General features: G+C 66.5%; 12 protein-coding genes. 6 read left to right on the forward strand and 6 right to left on the reverse strand.

The window, feature by feature from the left end; translation table 11 throughout:
- The first annotated feature begins 154 nt into the window (after positions 1-154).
- The gene (locus IB258_RS05030; protein ID WP_054452964.1) at positions 155-2,359 is read left to right on the forward strand and encodes a TonB-dependent siderophore receptor; all 2,205 of its coding nucleotides are present in this window, start codon (positions 155-157) and stop codon (positions 2,357-2,359) included.
- 16 nt (positions 2,360-2,375) lie between these two features.
- On the opposite strand, the gene IB258_RS05035 is transcribed toward IB258_RS05030, so the two are convergent.
- The 3 genes from IB258_RS05035 to IB258_RS30290 form a co-directional block, all read right to left on the reverse strand.
- Entirely contained in the window at positions 2,376-2,975 is a 600-nt protein-coding gene (locus IB258_RS05035; RefSeq protein WP_054452962.1) for a hypothetical protein, read from the reverse strand.
- A gap of 201 nt (positions 2,976-3,176) precedes the next feature.
- Entirely contained in the window at positions 3,177-5,768 is a 2,592-nt protein-coding gene (acnB, locus tag IB258_RS05040; RefSeq protein ID WP_054452959.1) for a bifunctional aconitate hydratase 2/2-methylisocitrate dehydratase, read from the reverse strand.
- A 141-nt stretch (positions 5,769-5,909) separates the two neighbouring features.
- Positions 5,910-7,538: an FxLYD domain-containing protein gene (locus IB258_RS30290; RefSeq protein ID WP_225590289.1), complete on the reverse strand. Its 1,629-nt coding sequence runs from the start codon at positions 7,536-7,538 to the stop codon at positions 5,910-5,912.
- Positions 7,539-7,823: 285 nt separating this feature from the next.
- Between IB258_RS30290 and IB258_RS05055 the strand changes: the two genes are divergently transcribed.
- Positions 7,824-8,588 (forward strand): sulfite exporter TauE/SafE family protein, encoded by a 765-nt coding sequence (locus IB258_RS05055; protein ID WP_054452957.1) that lies wholly within the window; start codon positions 7,824-7,826, stop codon positions 8,586-8,588.
- A gap of 30 nt (positions 8,589-8,618) precedes the next feature.
- Here IB258_RS05055 and IB258_RS05060 read toward each other — a convergent pair whose 3' ends face one another.
- Together IB258_RS05060 and IB258_RS05065 are read right to left on the reverse strand one after the other, a co-directional pair.
- A complete protein-coding gene (locus tag IB258_RS05060; protein ID WP_054452955.1) occupies positions 8,619-9,059 on the reverse strand; it encodes a CBS domain-containing protein in 441 nt (146 codons plus the stop codon).
- Between the two features lie 81 nt (positions 9,060-9,140).
- A complete protein-coding gene (locus IB258_RS05065) occupies positions 9,141-10,046 on the reverse strand; it encodes a LysR family transcriptional regulator (RefSeq protein WP_054452953.1) in 906 nt (301 codons plus the stop codon).
- 155 nt (positions 10,047-10,201) lie between these two features.
- Between IB258_RS05065 and bktB the strand changes: the two genes are divergently transcribed.
- Positions 10,202-11,383: a beta-ketothiolase BktB gene (gene bktB / locus IB258_RS05070; RefSeq protein WP_054452951.1), complete on the forward strand. Its 1,182-nt coding sequence runs from the start codon at positions 10,202-10,204 to the stop codon at positions 11,381-11,383.
- Positions 11,384-11,446: 63 nt separating this feature from the next.
- On the opposite strand, the gene IB258_RS05075 is transcribed toward bktB, so the two are convergent.
- Entirely contained in the window at positions 11,447-12,217 is a 771-nt protein-coding gene (locus IB258_RS05075) for an IclR family transcriptional regulator (RefSeq protein WP_119450004.1), read from the reverse strand.
- 112 nt (positions 12,218-12,329) lie between these two features.
- Here IB258_RS05075 and IB258_RS05080 point away from each other — a divergent pair, with 112 nt between their 5' ends.
- From IB258_RS05080 to IB258_RS05090, 3 genes are read left to right on the forward strand one after another with little or no spacing between them, the layout of a single operon-like run.
- Positions 12,330-13,208: an enoyl-CoA hydratase gene (locus IB258_RS05080; protein WP_225590291.1), complete on the forward strand. Its 879-nt coding sequence runs from the start codon at positions 12,330-12,332 to the stop codon at positions 13,206-13,208.
- Positions 13,205-15,289, forward strand: coding sequence for an acetate--CoA ligase family protein (locus IB258_RS05085; protein ID WP_192352257.1), 2,085 nt, complete (start codon positions 13,205-13,207; stop codon positions 15,287-15,289). Before IB258_RS05080 ends, IB258_RS05085 begins: the two co-directional genes overlap by 4 nt.
- Before the next feature lie 29 nt (positions 15,290-15,318).
- Positions 15,319-16,287, forward strand: coding sequence for a tripartite tricarboxylate transporter substrate binding protein (locus tag IB258_RS05090; RefSeq protein ID WP_125473428.1), 969 nt, complete (start codon positions 15,319-15,321; stop codon positions 16,285-16,287).
- Position 16,288 lies beyond the last annotated feature (1 nt).

Raw genomic sequence — 16,288 nt, forward strand, 5'->3', positions numbered from 1 at the left:
TGCCGTAGAATGGGGCGCTCAGCAATTCCAGTCCCCTTTGGTGCAGCCGGCCCGGCAAGGCCCTGGCCTTCCGGCACATTCCAGACGCATCCGTAATTCTTAGTGCGCGCGTGACCCCATCGGGATTTTGATCTCTGCCTGCGAACTTCCCGACATGAAAATCCGAACTCTTGCCTGCATGGCCGCCGCGCTGCCGTGCTATCTCCCCGTTGTCCACGCCCAATCCGCGTCCGATCAGGCCGGCTCCGTCGTTTCCATGGACGCCATCAAGGTCGAAGCCAGCGCCGATGCCTCGGCCGGCGGCCTGGCCGAACCCTTTGCCGGCGGGCAGGTCGCCCGGGGCGGCCGCGTCGGTTTGCTGGGTACGCAGGACCTGATGGACACGCCATTCAGCATCACCAGCTACACCAATGAACTGATCCAGGACCGGCAGGCCCGCAGCGTGGGCGACGTGCTGCAGAACGACCCGGGCGTGCGCGTGGCCCGCGGCTTCGGCAACTTCCAGGAGTCGTACTTCATCCGCGGCTTCATCCTGGGTTCGGACGACGTGGCCTACAACGGCCTCTACAGCCTGCTGCCGCGCCAATACATCGCCACCGAACTGTTCGAACGCGTGGAGGTCCTGCGCGGCGCGTCCACCTTCCTGACGGGCGCGGCGCCCGGCGGCGGCGGCATCGGCGGGGTGATCAACCTGGTGCCCAAGCGCGCGCCGAACGAACCTCTGACCCGTGTTACCACCGGCGTGTCCAGCGGCGGGCAGTTCCAGTTGTCCACCGACATTGCTCGCCGCTTTGGCCCGGGCGACAGCACCGGCATCCGGCTCAACGCCGCACAGCGCAGCGGCGATACCGGTATCGACGATGAACATTCCCGTACTAGCCTGGTATCGCTGGGCCTGGATTGGCGTTCGGCCGACACCCGTTTGTCTGCCGACATCGGCTGGCAGGAGAACAAGCTCAAGCGCGCGCGTCCCAACGTGACGCTGGGCGCCGGCGTCACCAAGGTGCCCGACGCGCCCGACGCCAGCTCCAATTATGCGCAGCCCTGGTCGTATTCGAACGAGCGGGACGTCTTCGGCACCGTGCGCGGCGAACATGATTTCAGCGACAAGCTGACCGCCTACGCGGCCTTTGGCATGCGCCGCAGCGATGAAGCGAATTCGCTGGGCAACGTCACGCTGACCAACGGCAGCACGGGGGCGGGCACCTTCTACCGCTTCGACAATACCCGCGAAGACAGCGTGAACACGGGCGAACTGGGCCTGCGCGGCAAACTGCGCACGGGGCCGGTAGGCCACGAGTTCGTCGTGTCGGCATCCTTCTTCGACCTGAAGAAGAAAAATGCCTATGTGATGGACTGGCAGAACACGTATCCCACCAATATCTACAACCCGATTTCGTATGACAAGCCGCCATTCAGCGCCACCGCGCTGCGTGGCAACGACCTGGACGATCCGGCGCTGCAAGGCCGCACCCGCCTGAGCAGCTACGCCATCGGCGACACGCTGTCGTTCCTGGACGACAAGGTGCTGCTCACGGCGGGCATCCGCCATCAGCGCTTGTCGCAACGCGACTACGCGTACAACACCGGCAAGGAAAACGGCGCCTACGACGCCAGCCATAATTCGCCCGCCGCGGGCCTGGTCGTCAAGGTCGCGCCCAGCGTTTCGCTGTACGCGAACTACATCGAGGCGCTCGTCGCGGGACCGACCGCCCCGGCCAATGCCGGCGGCAAGCCGGTGCCCAACGCCGGCCAGAGCCTGCCGCCCTTCGTCTCCAAGCAGAAGGAAATCGGCGCGAAGTATGAAGGCGACGGACTGGGCGCGGGACTCGCGCTGTTCTCGACCGACAAGCCGCGCGCCATGTACAACGCCAGCAACGAACTGACCACGTCCGGCAAGGACCGCCATCAGGGCGTGGAGCTCACCATGTACGGCGAGCCCGTCAAGAGCGTGCGCCTGTTGGGCGGCCTGACTTGGCTGGACGCCACGCAGCGTTCCACCGGCAACCCGTCCATCGACGGCAACCGCGTGATCGGCGTGCCGCGCTTCCAGGCGAACATGGGCGTGGAATGGGACATCCCCGGCGTGCCGGGCCTGGCGGTGGATGGCCGCGTGGTCTATACCGGTTCGTCCTACGCGGACGACGCCAACACGCTCAAGGTGCCGGGCTGGACCCGCTTCGATGCGGGCCTGCGCTACATGATGGACGTGGACGGCCACGTCGTGACCCTGCGCGCCCGCGTGGACAACATCGCCAACCGCAACTACTGGTCGTCGGTGGGCGGTTATCCGGGTAACGGCTATCTGGTGCTGGGTGGACCGCGCACCTTCTCGCTCAGCGCGAGCATGGACTTCTGAGTTCAGGCGGCGGCGTTCACCAGAACCAGCCGCCGCGCGTGAGGTCGCTCTCGCAGCTCTTGTACTGCGCGGCGAACTTCTGGGCCCGTGCCTGCACTTTCTGCGACACGGTCTTGAGCCAGGCCTTGCGGTCGTAGCTGCGGTTGCGGTAGCCGGTCCAGCCTTCGTGGTAGTTCAGGTATTGGCCATAGGCGTCGGACTTGGACACGCCGTTGATGCGTTGGGTCTTGTTCATGTACCAGCCCATGAAATCCAGCGCGTCGGCGAAGTCGTCGCGGCTGGAACCCCAGCCGCCGGCATCTTTCTTGTAGTCGTCCCAGGTCTCGTCCTTGACCTGGGCGTAGCCGTAGGCTGAACTGACGCGTCCCCAGGGGATGAAGCCCAGGAAGTAATAGCGCGGCGGCACGGCGTCATGCTTGAAGGAGGACTCCTGGTACATCATGGCCATGGGTACCGGCACGGGCGCGCCCCATTTCTTCTGCACCTTCAGGGCGGCATCGTGCCAGTCCGGCTTTTCGCGAAAGATGGCGCAGATGTTCTCGGGATTCGAGGGCGGCGCGGTGGCGCAGCCGGCAAGCGCCAGCAATAGCAGCGGCGGCAGCAAAAGCCGGGTCATTGGCGGTCTTCCTCCGGAGATCGGGGCAGGGTTGGGGGCGGATGTCACAAGTTACCGCGATTGTATGAAAACGTATCGCGGAAAAAGTTCCGTCCCTGAAATTCTCCGACCTGTGCCGCATGCGCCAGGCAAAGAAAAACGGCCCTGGATTGCTCCGGGGCCGTCCTGCAGGCGATGCAGCCAGGCTGCGCTGCCCGATGCTTAGACTTCGATGACGTCAGCCACGTCCTTGTAGTCCGCGATCTTGTCGAAGTTCAGGTACTGGTAGATCTGGTCGCCGCTCTTGTTGATGACGCCCATGTCGGCCATGTACTCGTCCTTGGTCGGGATGCGGCCCAGCTTCGAGCAGATGGCGGCCAGTTCGGCCGAACCCAGGTACACGTTGGTGTTCTTGCCCAGGCGGTTCGGGAAGTTGCGGGTGCTGGTCGACATGACGGTCGCGCCTTCGCGCACCTGTGCCTGGTTGCCCATGCACAGCGAGCAGCCCGGCATTTCCGTGCGGGCGCCGGCGGTGCCGAACACGCCGTAGTGGCCTTCCTCGGTCAGCTGGGTGGCGTCCATCTTGGTCGGGGGGGCGACCCACAGCTTGACCGGGATGTCGCGCTTGCCTTCCAGCAGCTTGGAGGCTGCGCGGAAGTGGCCGATGTTGGTCATGCAGCTGCCGATGAACACTTCGTCGATCTTGGCGCCAGCGACTTCCGACAGCGTCTTCACGTCGTCAGGGTCGTTCGGGCAGGCCACGATGGGTTCGTGCACGTCGGCCAGGTCGATCTCGATCACGGCGGCGTATTCGGCGTCGGCGTCCGGCTCCAGCAGCTTGGGGTCGGCCAGCCAGGCTTCCATGGCCTTGATGCGGCGGCCCAGCGTGCGCTCGTCTTCGTAACCGTTGGCGATCATCCACTTCAGCATCACGATGTTGCTGTTGATGTACTCGATGATCGGTTCCTTGTTCAGGCGCACCGAGCAGCCGGCGGCCGAACGTTCCGCGGAAGCGTCCGACAGTTCAAAGGCTTGTTCGACCTTCAGGTCGGGCAGGCCTTCGATTTCCAGGATGCGGCCGGAGAAGATGTTCTTCTTGCCTTGCTTGGCAACCGTCAGCAGGCCTTGCTTGATGGCGTACAGCGGAATCGCGTTGACCAGGTCGCGCAGGGTCACGCCGGGCTGCAGCTTCCCCTTGAAGCGGACCAGCACCGATTCCGGCATGTCCAGCGGCATCACGCCGGTGGCGGCGGCAAAGGCGACCAGGCCCGAGCCGGCCGGGAACGAGATGCCGATGGGGAAGCGGGTGTGCGAGTCGCCGCCGGTGCCGACGGTGTCGGGCAACAGCATGCGGTTGAGCCAGGAGTGGATCACGCCGTCGCCCGGGCGCAGCGAGACGCCGCCGCGGGTGCTGATGAATTCCGGCAGCGTGTGGTGCGTCTTGACGTCCACGGGCTTCGGATAGGCGGCGGTGTGGCAGAACGACTGCATCACCAGGTCGGCCGAGAAGCCCAGGCAGGCCAGATCCTTCAGTTCGTCGCGGGTCATGGGGCCGGTGGTGTCCTGGCTGCCGACCGAGGTCATCTTCGGTTCGCAGTAGGTGCCCGGGCGGATGCCCTTGCCTTCGGCCAGGCCGCAGGCGCGGCCGACCATCTTCTGGGCCAGCGTGTAACCGCGGCCGGTGTCGGCGGGGTCCTTGGGGAGGCGGAACAGCGTCGAGGCCGGCAGGCCCAGCGCTTCGCGCGCCTTGGCGGTCAGGCCGCGGCCGATGATCAGCGGAATGCGGCCGCCGGCGCGCACTTCGTCGAACAGCACGTCGGACTTCACTTCGAATTCGGCGATGACTTCGCCGTTCTTCAGGGCGCGGCCTTCATAGGGGCGCAGTTCGACCACGTCGCCCATTTCCATCTTGGAAACGTCGAGTTCGATCGGCAGGGCGCCGGCGTCTTCCATGGTGTTGTAGAAGATCGGGGCGATCTTGTTGCCCAGGCACACGCCGCCGAAACGCTTGTTCGGCACGAAGGGGATGTCTTCGCCGGTGAACCACAGCACCGAGTTGGTGGCCGACTTGCGCGACGACCCCGTACCCACCACGTCGCCGACGTAGGCGACCAGGTGGCCCTTTTCCTTCAGGGATTCGATGAACTTGACCGGACCGCGCTTGCCGTCTTCTTCCGGTTCGAACGCGGCGCCGTCGCGCTTGTTCTTCAGCATCGCCAGGGCGTGCATCGGGATGTCGGGGCGGGTGGTGGCGTCGGGAGCCGGCGACAGGTCGTCGGTGTTGGTTTCGCCAGGCACCTTGAAGACGGTGATGGTCAGGCTCTGCGGCAGTTCCGGACGGCTGGTGAACCATTCGGCGTCGGCCCAGCTCTGCATCACGGACTTGGCGTTGGCGTTGCCCTTGTCCGCCTTTTCCTTCACGTCGTGGAAGGCGTCGAACATCAACAGGGTCTTCTTCAGCGCATCGGCGGCGATGGTGCCGATTTCAGCGTCGTCCAGCAGGTCGACCAGCGGGCCAATGTTGTAGCCGCCCAGCATGGTGCCGAGCAGTTCAGTCGCCTTGGCGCGGCTGATCAGCGCACAAGCTTCCTTGCCCAGCGCCACGGCAGCCAAGTACGAAGCCTTGACCTTGGCGGCGTCGTCCACGCCGGCGGGCACGCGGTGGGTCAGCAGGTCGACCAGGTTCTGCTCCTCGCCAGCGGGCGGGTTCTTGAGCAGTTCGATCAGTTCAGCGGTTTGTTTGGCCGTAAGGGGCAGCGGGGGGATCCCCAGAGCCGCGCGTTCGGCAACGTGTTGGCGGTAATTATCCAGCATGTGAGGCCTGCTCAAAGTCGGGTTGGAAGAAGGGTTGTTCGCCGAATTGTAGAGGGAACAGGGGGACGCAAGCAAATGTCTTATATCTTATATAAGACTTGAGCCCATAGCTGTTGCTTAAGGGCGACGCAGGACGGCACCCTAGCGCGGCCCGGCGTCGTACACCACGCCCACCCGGGCGAAGTTGCCGCCGTATTGCTTGACGTCGACCTGGAACGGCGCGCTTTCCTCCGGCTTGAGCTTGGGCAGCCGCAATTCCTGGAAAACCGCGCCGGTCAGCTTGTCCTGGGCGTCGTAAAGGCTGATCCAGACCTTGACGTTCTCGACCTCGGCCTGGCTGTCATTGCGCACGCGGCCGTGCACGGTCACGTACTTGTAGCGGAAGCGGTGGGTGAAGTTCAGGGTGCCGGTGCCGACCTGGGCCTCGGTGTTCTCGACCGTGACCGCCAGCTTGGGGCGCGGGCCGGGCAGGGCGGCGCGCTTGGCGGGCAGCCAGTCGGTCTTGACCTCGGTATAGCGGTCGACGCGGCCGGTCAACGCCACCGGCACCCGCTCGCCGGGGTACAGGCGCGCCGGCAGGCTCCAGCTCTGGCGCAGGTCCAGCCGGTTGGAACCGTCGAACACCGTAATGTTGGCTTTCGGCGACAGGACGACGTACTGGTCGCTGGTGTTGACCAGTTCGGCGTACAGGACCGGGCGCTCGATCTCGTCGAGCAGGCGGCGCGGCGCGGACAGCTTGAGCGCGCTGGCGTCGAACAGCGCGAAGTCCGGATCCAGCAGTTCCGCGGTCGTCAGGCGCACGTGCTCGATGATTCGCGGGTCGGCCGGGCTGACGCGCACGATGCGGCTGGCGGGCGTTTCCGCCTTGGACGCGGCAGACGCTGCGGTGTGGGTCTCGCTTTGCACCATGTAGTCGTAGGAGGCGACCCGGCCCTCGGTCAGCATCTCGCAGCGCACGTCAAAGGAGGTCAGCGCGTTCGGCGCCAGCGGGCTGGCGGCGCCGTAGCCGTTGCCGGTGCCGATCAGCTTGCCGTCCTCGTCGTACAGCATCACCGTGATCTGGCTGCTGTTGGCCTCGTTGGCGCCGTTGTTCTTCAAGAGGCCGACCAGGCGGTAGGCGCCGTCGTTGCGCACTAGCTGCACCTTGCTGGCGGCCACGTCGTTGTTCCTGTCCCGCGCCAGCGTCGGCTGCGAGACCTGCAGCGCATAGCGGCTGTAGGCCTGGCTGGGCGTGGAGATGATGACAGGTGTGTACTCGCCCGGCTGCAGCGAACGCGCCGGCGCCGAGCCGGAGTTCGACGGCAGCGACAGGTCGCCCTGGAAGAACGAAGCCGTGACGCGCGGCACGTCGATCTTCTTGCCCGTCTCGTTGCGCATGATCATGACCAGCTGCGTGCGGTCGCGGACCCGGATCTCCTGCACGTCCGTCAGCTTGACCAGCGAGGCGTCGATGGGAGGCGGCGCAGGCGGCTGCCGCGTGACGGTCGGTTTGGACCCGATCATGGAGGCGACCAAAGGCACGGCGATTACGGCGGCGACGGCGACTGCCACCGCCGCGATGGCGCGCGGACCGAGCTGCGGCTTGGGAGCCGGCTGCTGCATCCCGCGCAGGATCTTCTCCAGCCGTTGGGCGACGTTGTCTTCGACCAGCGTGACCGCGTGGCAATGGCTGCAGCGGTATTCGTTGGTGTCCAGCTTGGTGAATTGGGCGCTGCCGCAGGTCGAGCAGGTCAGCGTCACCGTGTTGATCGTGGTCTGTTTGGGCGTCATTCTCGCAGCCGTGCGCGCCGTATCCAGACGGCGCGGCGGATGGCGCGGCGGGAGCAAGGCGCAAGGGATTTACAGGGCGGCAAGGATAGCGGCAGGGCGCGCCGGTCATGGTGCACGAGCGCATCCAGTTGTGACAAAGTGTGAGTCGGCGCGTCCCGGTGCTATGATCGCCGGCGGAAAAAACCCGATCCCAAACCCCTAACGCTGTTCCCCGTCGATCCGCTCCCGCGCCGCGCAACGCGCCGCTCCGGGCAGAGCCGAGGCAGGTCAGGCTCTCCCATTAGCATGAGCATTTCCCAATATTTGCTGTTCCTCGCCTGCGTGGCGCTCGCCACCTATGCGCAGACCATGACGGGCTTCGCCTTCGGGCTGGTGTTGTTGGGCCTGTCGGGCGTGTTCCAGCTGGCTTCCGTGTCCGAAGTGGCCAACGTGGTCAGCGTGCTGTCGCTGGTGAACGCGGCCGTGACGCTGGCACGCGCCAAGCCGCAGGTGAACTGGTCGCTGATGCGGCCCGCGATGGCCAGCAGCCTGGTCGGCGTGGGGGCGGGCGTGGCGGCGCTGGCCTGGATCAGCGGCTCCATGGGCGTGCTGCTGCAACTGCTTTTGGGCTGCACCATCCTGGGCTGCGCGGTGCTGTTGATCGCGCGTGCGCAGCCGCTGGCGCATGTGTCCTCGCGCGGTTCGTTCGTGTTCTTCGGCGCGATTTCCGGCGTGCTGGGCGGATTGTTTTCCAGCGCGGGTCCGCCCATGGTCTATCACCTGTACCGCCAGCCCCTGCCGCTGGCCGCCATCCGCAACAGCCTGCTGATTCTGTTTTCGCTTAACGCGGTCGTGCGCCTGGCGCTCGTGACCGGGCAGGGGGCCTTCATGGCCTCGTCGTTCTGGTTGAGTCTGCTGGCGTTGCCGGTTGTGATCGGCGTCACCTGGGTGGCTCGCCGCTACAGCACGGCGGGCTCGATGAAGACCGTCAAGCGCATGGTGTTCGTGCTGTTGCTGGCGGCCGGCATGGGTTTGATCGTGCCGGCATTCAAGGCGCTCGCGGCGGGCTAGCCGCGAGTCCGTCCCATGGACCGCGCGGCGTCAGCCGCGTTCGCCGGTGATGTAGCGTTCGAGTTCGTGGATGATGAACTTCTGTTCGCTCATGACGTCCTTGACCAGGTCGCCGATGGAAAGCAGGCCGACCAGCTTGCCGTCCTCGATGACAGGCAGATGACGGAAGTGGCGTTCCGTCATCATCGCCATACAGTGTTCGCGCGTGTCCGCGCGGCTGACGTAGTAGACGGAATCGGTCATGATGTCGCGCACCTTCGTGGTACGCGAGGAGCGGTCCTGCAGCACGATCTTGCGGGCGTAGTCGCGCTCGGTCAGCATGCCCAGCACCGCGTCGCCCTGGACCACCACCACGGCGCCGATGCTGCGTTCCGCCATGATTCTGACGGCTTCGAAAACCGACGCGTCGGGCGAAACCGTCACGACGGAATGATTGGCTTTTTCCCTGAGTATCTCAGCAACTGTCTTCACGATGCGCTCCCGGATCGCTGGTGAGGATAAAACCCATGCTCCATCCTAAGCCTGGCGGCCGTGTTGCCGCAAGCGGCGCGCTTATTTCGCGTTCTTGTCCCGGAACGCCTGACTGGCCATTTCGCGCAGGTTGCGCGTGGCGCTGCGTTCGGTCGCGGGGTTCCATGCCAGCGAAATGCCGATCGTTGCATCCGCGGGAAAATCGGCCAGCGTCTTGTAGACGACGTTGGTGCCGGGCAGGCGCCGGCCGCCGGCTGGTACCAGGGCCACGCCCAGGCCGCTTTCCACCAGGCTGAGCAGCGTCTGCACCTGCACCGCCTCCTGCGTGATGCGGGGCGTGAAGCCGCGCAGCTGGCAGGCGTTGATGGCGGCCATGCGCAGGCCGGCAGCCTCGGTGGCGGTGTACATGATGAAGGCCTCGTCGGCCAGGTCCGCCAGGCGGATGCGGCCGCGCCGCGCGAGCGGATGCGTCTTGGGCACGGCCAGCGCGAAGTTCTCGGTCGTCAGCGGCGCGAGCCGCACGTTCGATCCCATCGCCACCGGCACGCGCACGATGCCGATCTCCAGCGTGTCTTCCTCGAGTTCCTGCATGATGCGTATGGAGGTGGCTTCGCGCAGCACCACGGTGACGCCGGGATAGCGTTGCCGGAACTGCGGCAGGATGCGCGGCAGCACGCCGTGCGTGGCCGAGCCCACGAAACCGATGCGCACGGTGCCGCCTTCGCCCGCGGCGCCGGCGCGCGCCGCCTGCCGGAACTGTTCGGCATGGAACAGGGCGCGGCGCGCCTCGTCCAGCGCGGCCAGGCCGGCTTCGGTGAGTTTCACGCCCTGGCGTCCGCGCAGGAACAGCGGCACTCCCACCATCTCTTCGAGCTTGCGTATCGAGACGGACAGGGGCGGCTGCGACATGTGCAGTTTTTCGGCAGCGCGGTGGAAATTCAGCGTTTCGGCCAGGACCAGGAACTGCTGCAGATGACGGAAATCCATGCGGGCGCTCCAGATGGCATTGGGCATGGATGATATGAAGTTCGTATCGATAGGGGTATTGGTGCTATCCCTTCGGTATCGGGCATTCACGCCGCGCCAGCCCCGGGCACAAGACGGCGGCGGTATGATGGAACGCATTACAAGGAGGAAACACCATGAATGAAGTCATCGTCGCGTCCGCCGTCCGCACCGCCATCGGCGATTTCGGGGGCGCGCTGAAAGACGTGCCGCCGTGCGACCTGGGCGCAACCGTCATCAAGGCCGCGCTGGAACGCGCCGCCGTCAAGGGCGACGAAGTCGGCCACGTCGCCGTGGGCCACGTCATCAACACCGAACCTCGCGACATGTACCTGTCGCGCGTGGCGGCCATGAACGCCGGCATCGCCAAGGAAACCCCCGCCTTCAACGTCAACCGCCTTTGCGGTTCGGGCTTGCAGGCCATCGTGTCGGCTGCGCAGACCATCATGCTGGGCGATGCCGAAATCGCCATCGGCGCGGGCGCCGAAAGCATGAGCCGCGCGCCGTACATCGCGCCGGCGCAGCGCTGGGGCGCGCGCATGGGCGATAGCGTGATGCTGGACATGATGACCGGCGCGCTGTCGGATCCGTTCGGCCGCATGCACATGGGCGTGACCGCCGAGAACGTGGCGGCCAAGTTCGGCATCAGCCGCCAGGACCAGGACGCCGTGGCCGCGGAATCGCATCGCCGCGCCGCGGCCGCCATCGACGCGGGCTACTTCCGCGACCAGATCGTGCCGGTGGTCATGAAGTCGCGCAAGGGCGAAGTGGTGTTCGACACCGATGAGCATGTGCGCCGCGACGTCACGGCCGAAAACCTTGCGGGCCTGAAGCCGGTGTTCCAGAAGGAAAACGGCACGGTGACGGCGGGCAACGCCTCGGGCCTGAACGATGGCGCGGGCGCCGTGGTGCTGATGAACGCCTCGGTCGCGGCCAAGCGCGGCGTCAAGCCGCTGGCGCGCCTGGTGGCCTATGCCCACGCGGGCGTGGACCCCAACATCATGGGCATCGGTCCGGTGCCGGCCACGCAGGCCGCGCTCAAGCGCGCCGGCCTGACGGTGGATCAGCTGGACGTGATCGAAGCCAACGAAGCGTTCGCGGCGCAAGCCTGCGCGGTGTCGCGCGAACTGAAGCTGGATCCGGCCAAGGTGAACCCCAACGGCAGCGGCATCGGCCTGGGCCACCCCATCGGCGCCACCGGCGCGATCATCACCGTCAAGGCGCTGCACGAACTGCAGCGCGTGGGCGGGCGCTACGCGCTGGTGACCATGTGCATCGGCGGCGGCCAGGGCATTGCCGCCATCTTCGAGCGGATCTGAAGCGCCTAGGGGCGCCTCTGGGCGCCCGGCCGCAAGACTGCCCCCTCGCTGCGCGAGGGGGCTTTATTTTTCCAGGTAGTCCTGGGCCCACGCCTGGCACTCGGCGCGCAGCAGCGCGCCCATCTGCGCCCGCCGCGGCGCGTCCAGCCGGCTGCTGATCGCGCCGAAGCTGAATGCCACCCAGGTCAGTTCCGACACCCGGAACGCCACGCCCACGCCCGACACGCCGGGCGTGATGGTGTCCACGATTTCCGAATAGCCCGCTGCGCGCGCCTGCCTGACCGATTTCATCAGGGCAGCGCTGGATGCGCCGATCTGCGCGTAAGTGGCGGAGTGCCGCGCGTACAGCGCGGCGATTTCCTCGTCGGGCAGGGTGGCCATCAGCGCCAGGCCGCCCGCGCCCACGCCCAGAAGACGCCGCTCCCCCTGGTCGATGGTGAATACCTTGACGGGGAACGAGCCAGCCTCGCGCAGCAGGCACAGGGCGTAGTCGCCCTGGCGTATCACCAGGAACACCGTGTCGCCCGACAGGCGCGCGAGCTTCTGCGCAAACGGACGCAGCGCGTCCAGGAGCGGCGTGCGCCGCAGCGCCGCGAATCCCAGTTGCATGGAATCCACGCCCAGGCGGTAGCGCCGGGTCGTGGCGTCGCGCTCGGCGAATTGCTCTTCCAGCAGGCAACTGAGCAGCCGGTGCGCGGTGGAGCGTTCCAGTCCGGCCTCGGCCATGACGCCTTGCAGGTCTATGCCGTCTTCCTGGTGCTGCGCCAGTACGCGCAGCAGGCCCAGGGCGCGCCGCATGCTCTGGGTACCGCCTGTGGATCCGCTGTTGTTCATAATGTGGGAAATATTGATTGAATATTTTGTATTTTAGGATTCCAGGTGCGTTAATTCAATCCAGTCGACCGCGCCGCCTCTCAAGGCGCGGCAGAACAAGGACGAGGAGACCATGGAATACGCCACCCTGGCCGTCGAGCGGCACGACTCGGTATGCCGCATCAGCCTGGCGCGCGAATCCGCGCGCAATGCCCAAAGCCAGCTGATGCTGGACGAACTGGATGACGCGTTGACGCGCGCAGAACAGGACGACTCGGTACGGGTCGTGGTGTTGGCCGGGCGCGGCGCGCACTTTTCCGCGGGCCATGACCTGAAGGAAGCCCAGGCCAAACGCGCCGACTTCACGGTGGAGGAGCGCTGGGATTACGAGTCGCGCCGCTACTACGGCTATTGCATGCGCATCTGGGACTTTCCCAAACCGACGGTGGCGCAGGTGCAGGGCGCCTGCGTGGCGGGCGGTTTCATGATCGCCAATATGTGCGATCTGGTGGTGTGCTCCGACACCGCCTATTTTTCGGATCCCGTCGGCCACACGCTGGCGGCCGCCGCCACCGAGGTGCTGATCCATCCCTGGGTCATGGGGCTGCGCAAGGCCAAGGAAATGCTCTACACCGGCGAAAAGGTGGACGCGCAGGAAGCGCTGCGCATCGGCATGGTGAACCGCGTGGTGCCCGAGGCCGAGCTGGACGCCGCGACCCTGGCGCTGGCGCAGCGCATCGCGCAGGCGCCGCCTTTCGGCCTGCGCCTCATCAAGCGTTCGCTGAACCGCACCGCGGACGCACAGGGCTTCCGCACCGCTCTGTCGGCGCATTTCGATACGCACCAGCTGTCGCATCTGAGCGAGGAGTTCCAGGCCGTCCGTGCACGCGGCCTGGCGCAAGCCATCCAGCGCAATAAGCAAATGCCCCCACGCGACGCAAGCGCGCTGCCCCCCGAGGGGGCGCCTTTTGCCTTGGGGCGGCCCGGCGGCAAAACGGGTGAGGCAGCATGACTCTGGACCCCTTGCTCAACCCGCGCTCCATCGCGATGATCGGCGCCAGCGCCGACGCAGGGCGCATCGGCGGCATGCCGCTGGATCTGCTGACGCGCTTCGGCTATGCGGGCGGCATCTATCCCGTGAATCCGAAGTACCAGGAAGTCTTCGGCCGCCGCTGCTGGCCGGACATCGAGTCCGTGCCTGAACCGGTGGATCTGGCGGTGCTGGCCATCGCGGCCGCGGACGTCACGCCCATGCTGCGCCGCTGCCACGCAAAGGGCGCGCGCGCCGCCATCGTCTACGCCGCGGGCTTCGCCGAAGCGGGCGGCGAGGGCGCGCGCCTGCAGGACGAGCTGGAGGCCTTCGTGGCCGAAAGCGGCATGGCCGTGGCTGGTCCGAACTGCATGGGCTTCGCCAACCTGAACACGCAGGCCTATACGGCGTTCGCCTCGGTCTTCAAGACCGCGCCGGCGCAGACGGGGCCGGGCAAGGTCAGCCTGCTGACGCAAAGCGGCAACGTGTGCGCGGCGGTGTACGCGATCGCGCGCCGGCTGGACCTGCCGTTCTCGCATTTCATCAACACCGGCAACGAAGCCTGCCTGGATTTCTCGCAATACCTGGAGTACCTGGCGGCCGACCCGCAGACGGAAATCGTCCTGGGCTACATAGAACAGTTGCGCGATGGCGAGCGCTTCAAGCGCGCCTGCCGCGAACTGGAGCGCCAGGGCAAGTTGCTGATCGCGCTGAAGGCCGGCACCACGGACAAGGGCGCGCAGGCGGTGCAGTCGCATACCTCGGCGCTGGCCGGGGACCGGCGCGTGTACGGGGCGGCCTTCCGCCAATTGAATGTGATCGAGGCCACCGATTTCGCGCAGATGGCGCATCTGGCCAGCCTGGCCACGCTGCGTCACCGCTCGGCGGGCAAGCGCGTCGCGGTGCTGACCATGTCGGGCGCGCTGGGCGCCATCCTGGCGGACAAGTTCATCGGCGCAGGACTGGAGTTGCCCGATCTGCCGCCGGACCTGCAGGCGGTACTGCGCGGCGGGATTCCCGACTACGGCATGGTCGGCAATCCGGTGGACGTGACCGGCAACGTGGTCAACGATCCAGCCTTTGTGCATACCGTGCTGGAAGCGCTGGCCACCACCGATGCGATCGACGCGGTCGTCGTGTATGCGCCCGGCTACATGCTGGACCGCATGGCCGACGCGCTGACGGACGTGTCGCGCCGGCACAAGCGCCTGTTCGTTGCCATCGATACCGGCCTGGCCCAGAGCCGCGCGGCCTTGCGCGACGCCGAGGTGGCCGTGTTCGAGGACTTGGGTCTCGCGGTCGCGGCCCTGGCGCCTTACCTGCTGTGGTGCGAGGCGCGCGGCGCCAAGCGCATCGCGGCGGCGCCGCAACTGGACGCGCCAGCGGTGCCGGCTGTGCCCTGCAATGAAGCGGATGCGCGCGGGTACGTGGCTGCTTTCGGCCTGCCGCAAGCGCGGACCAAGGTGGCCGCGAACGCGGATGAAGCCGTCGCGCAGGCGCGGGAGGCCGGATATCCGGTTGCCCTGAAGATACTGAGCGCCGACATCGCCCACAAGACCGAGGCGGGTGGCGTGGCGCTGAACCTGGCCGACGACGACGCCGTGCGCCGCGCGTACGGCGAGGTGACGCGGGCGGCGGCCGCGGCGCAGCCAGGGGCGCGGATCGACGGCGTGATGGTGCAGAAGATGGAGCGCGGCGTGGCCGAGATCATCGTCGGCGTCACGCGCGATCCCGTCTTCGGTCCGGTGCTGACCGTGGGGCTGGGCGGTGTGCTGACCGAGCTGTACCAGGACACCAGCCATCGTCTGCTGCCGGTGGACGAGGACATTGCGCTGCAAATGCTGCAGGAGCTCAAGGCCTACGCGCTGCTTGACGGTTATCGCGGCAAGCCCCAGGCCGACGTGGCGGCCGCGTGCCGCAGCATCGTGGCCGTGGGCAATGCCTTGCTTGCCGCGCCCGCGCATGTGGCGGAAATCGAAGTCAATCCATTGCTGATCAAAGAGGCTGGACAGGGCGTTGCGGTACTGGACGCGCTGATCCTGCCCGCAACCCGTAGCGCCTAGCGCGCAATCCATCCCAGGAGGAGACAAGCATGATGAAGAAACTATTGGCCGGCGTCGCGCTGGCTTGCATCGGCGTCACGGGTCCGGCCATGGCCCAGGACAGCTATCCCAACCGTCCGATACGCATCGTGGTGCCGTTCTCGCCAGGAGGCGCGACCGACATCATGAGCCGCCTGCTGGCGGAAAAGCTCAGCGGCAAGCTGGGCCAGCCGGTAATCGTGGAAAACAAGCCGGGCGGCGGCACCATGATCGCGTCCGACTACGTGTCGCGCGCCGAACCCGACGGCTATACCTTGCTGATGGCGGCTTCGTCGCTGGGCATCGCGCCCAGCATCTACGCCAAGGTGAACTACGACCCGATCAAGGACTTCGCGCCCATCAGCCAGGTGGCCTCGGTGGTGCACGTGCTGGAAGTGCATCCCTCGGTGCCGGCCAAGAACGTGGGCGAGCTGATCGCCTACCTGAAGGCGAATCCGGGCAAGGTCAGCTACGGTTCGGTCGGCACCGGCAGCTCGACCCATCTGGAAGCTGAACTCTTCAACAGCATGGCGGGCGTGCAGATGACGCACATCCCGTACAAGGGCAGCGCGCCAGCGCTCAACGATCTGGTGGCGGGCCGCCTGCAGGTCATGTTCGACGCCTGGGCCTCGTCCGGCCCCTTCGTGAAGGACGGCAAGCTGCGCGTGCTGGCGGTGACTACCGCCCAGCCCTCGGCCTCGGTGCCGGACCTGCCGACCGTCGCGGCCTCGGGCCTGCCGGGCTATTCCGCCATGCCCTGGCTGGGCCTGGTGGCGCCGGCGCGTACGCCGCAGCCGGTGGTGGACAAGATCTACAGCAATCTCGCGCAGATCCTGCAGCAGCCCGACGTCAAGGCGCAATTCACGGGCCTGGGCCTGGACATCATCGGCAGCGATCCCAAGACCTTCGCCGCTTTCATCCGCCAGGACGTGACCACGTGGGCCAAGGTCGCGCGCGATTCGAACATCCGCCTGGAGTAAT

Origin of the sequence: Achromobacter sp. ACM02 (genome assembly GCF_014851605.1) — a bacterium.
Classification (GTDB): domain Bacteria; phylum Pseudomonadota; class Gammaproteobacteria; order Burkholderiales; family Burkholderiaceae_B; genus Achromobacter; species Achromobacter aegrifaciens.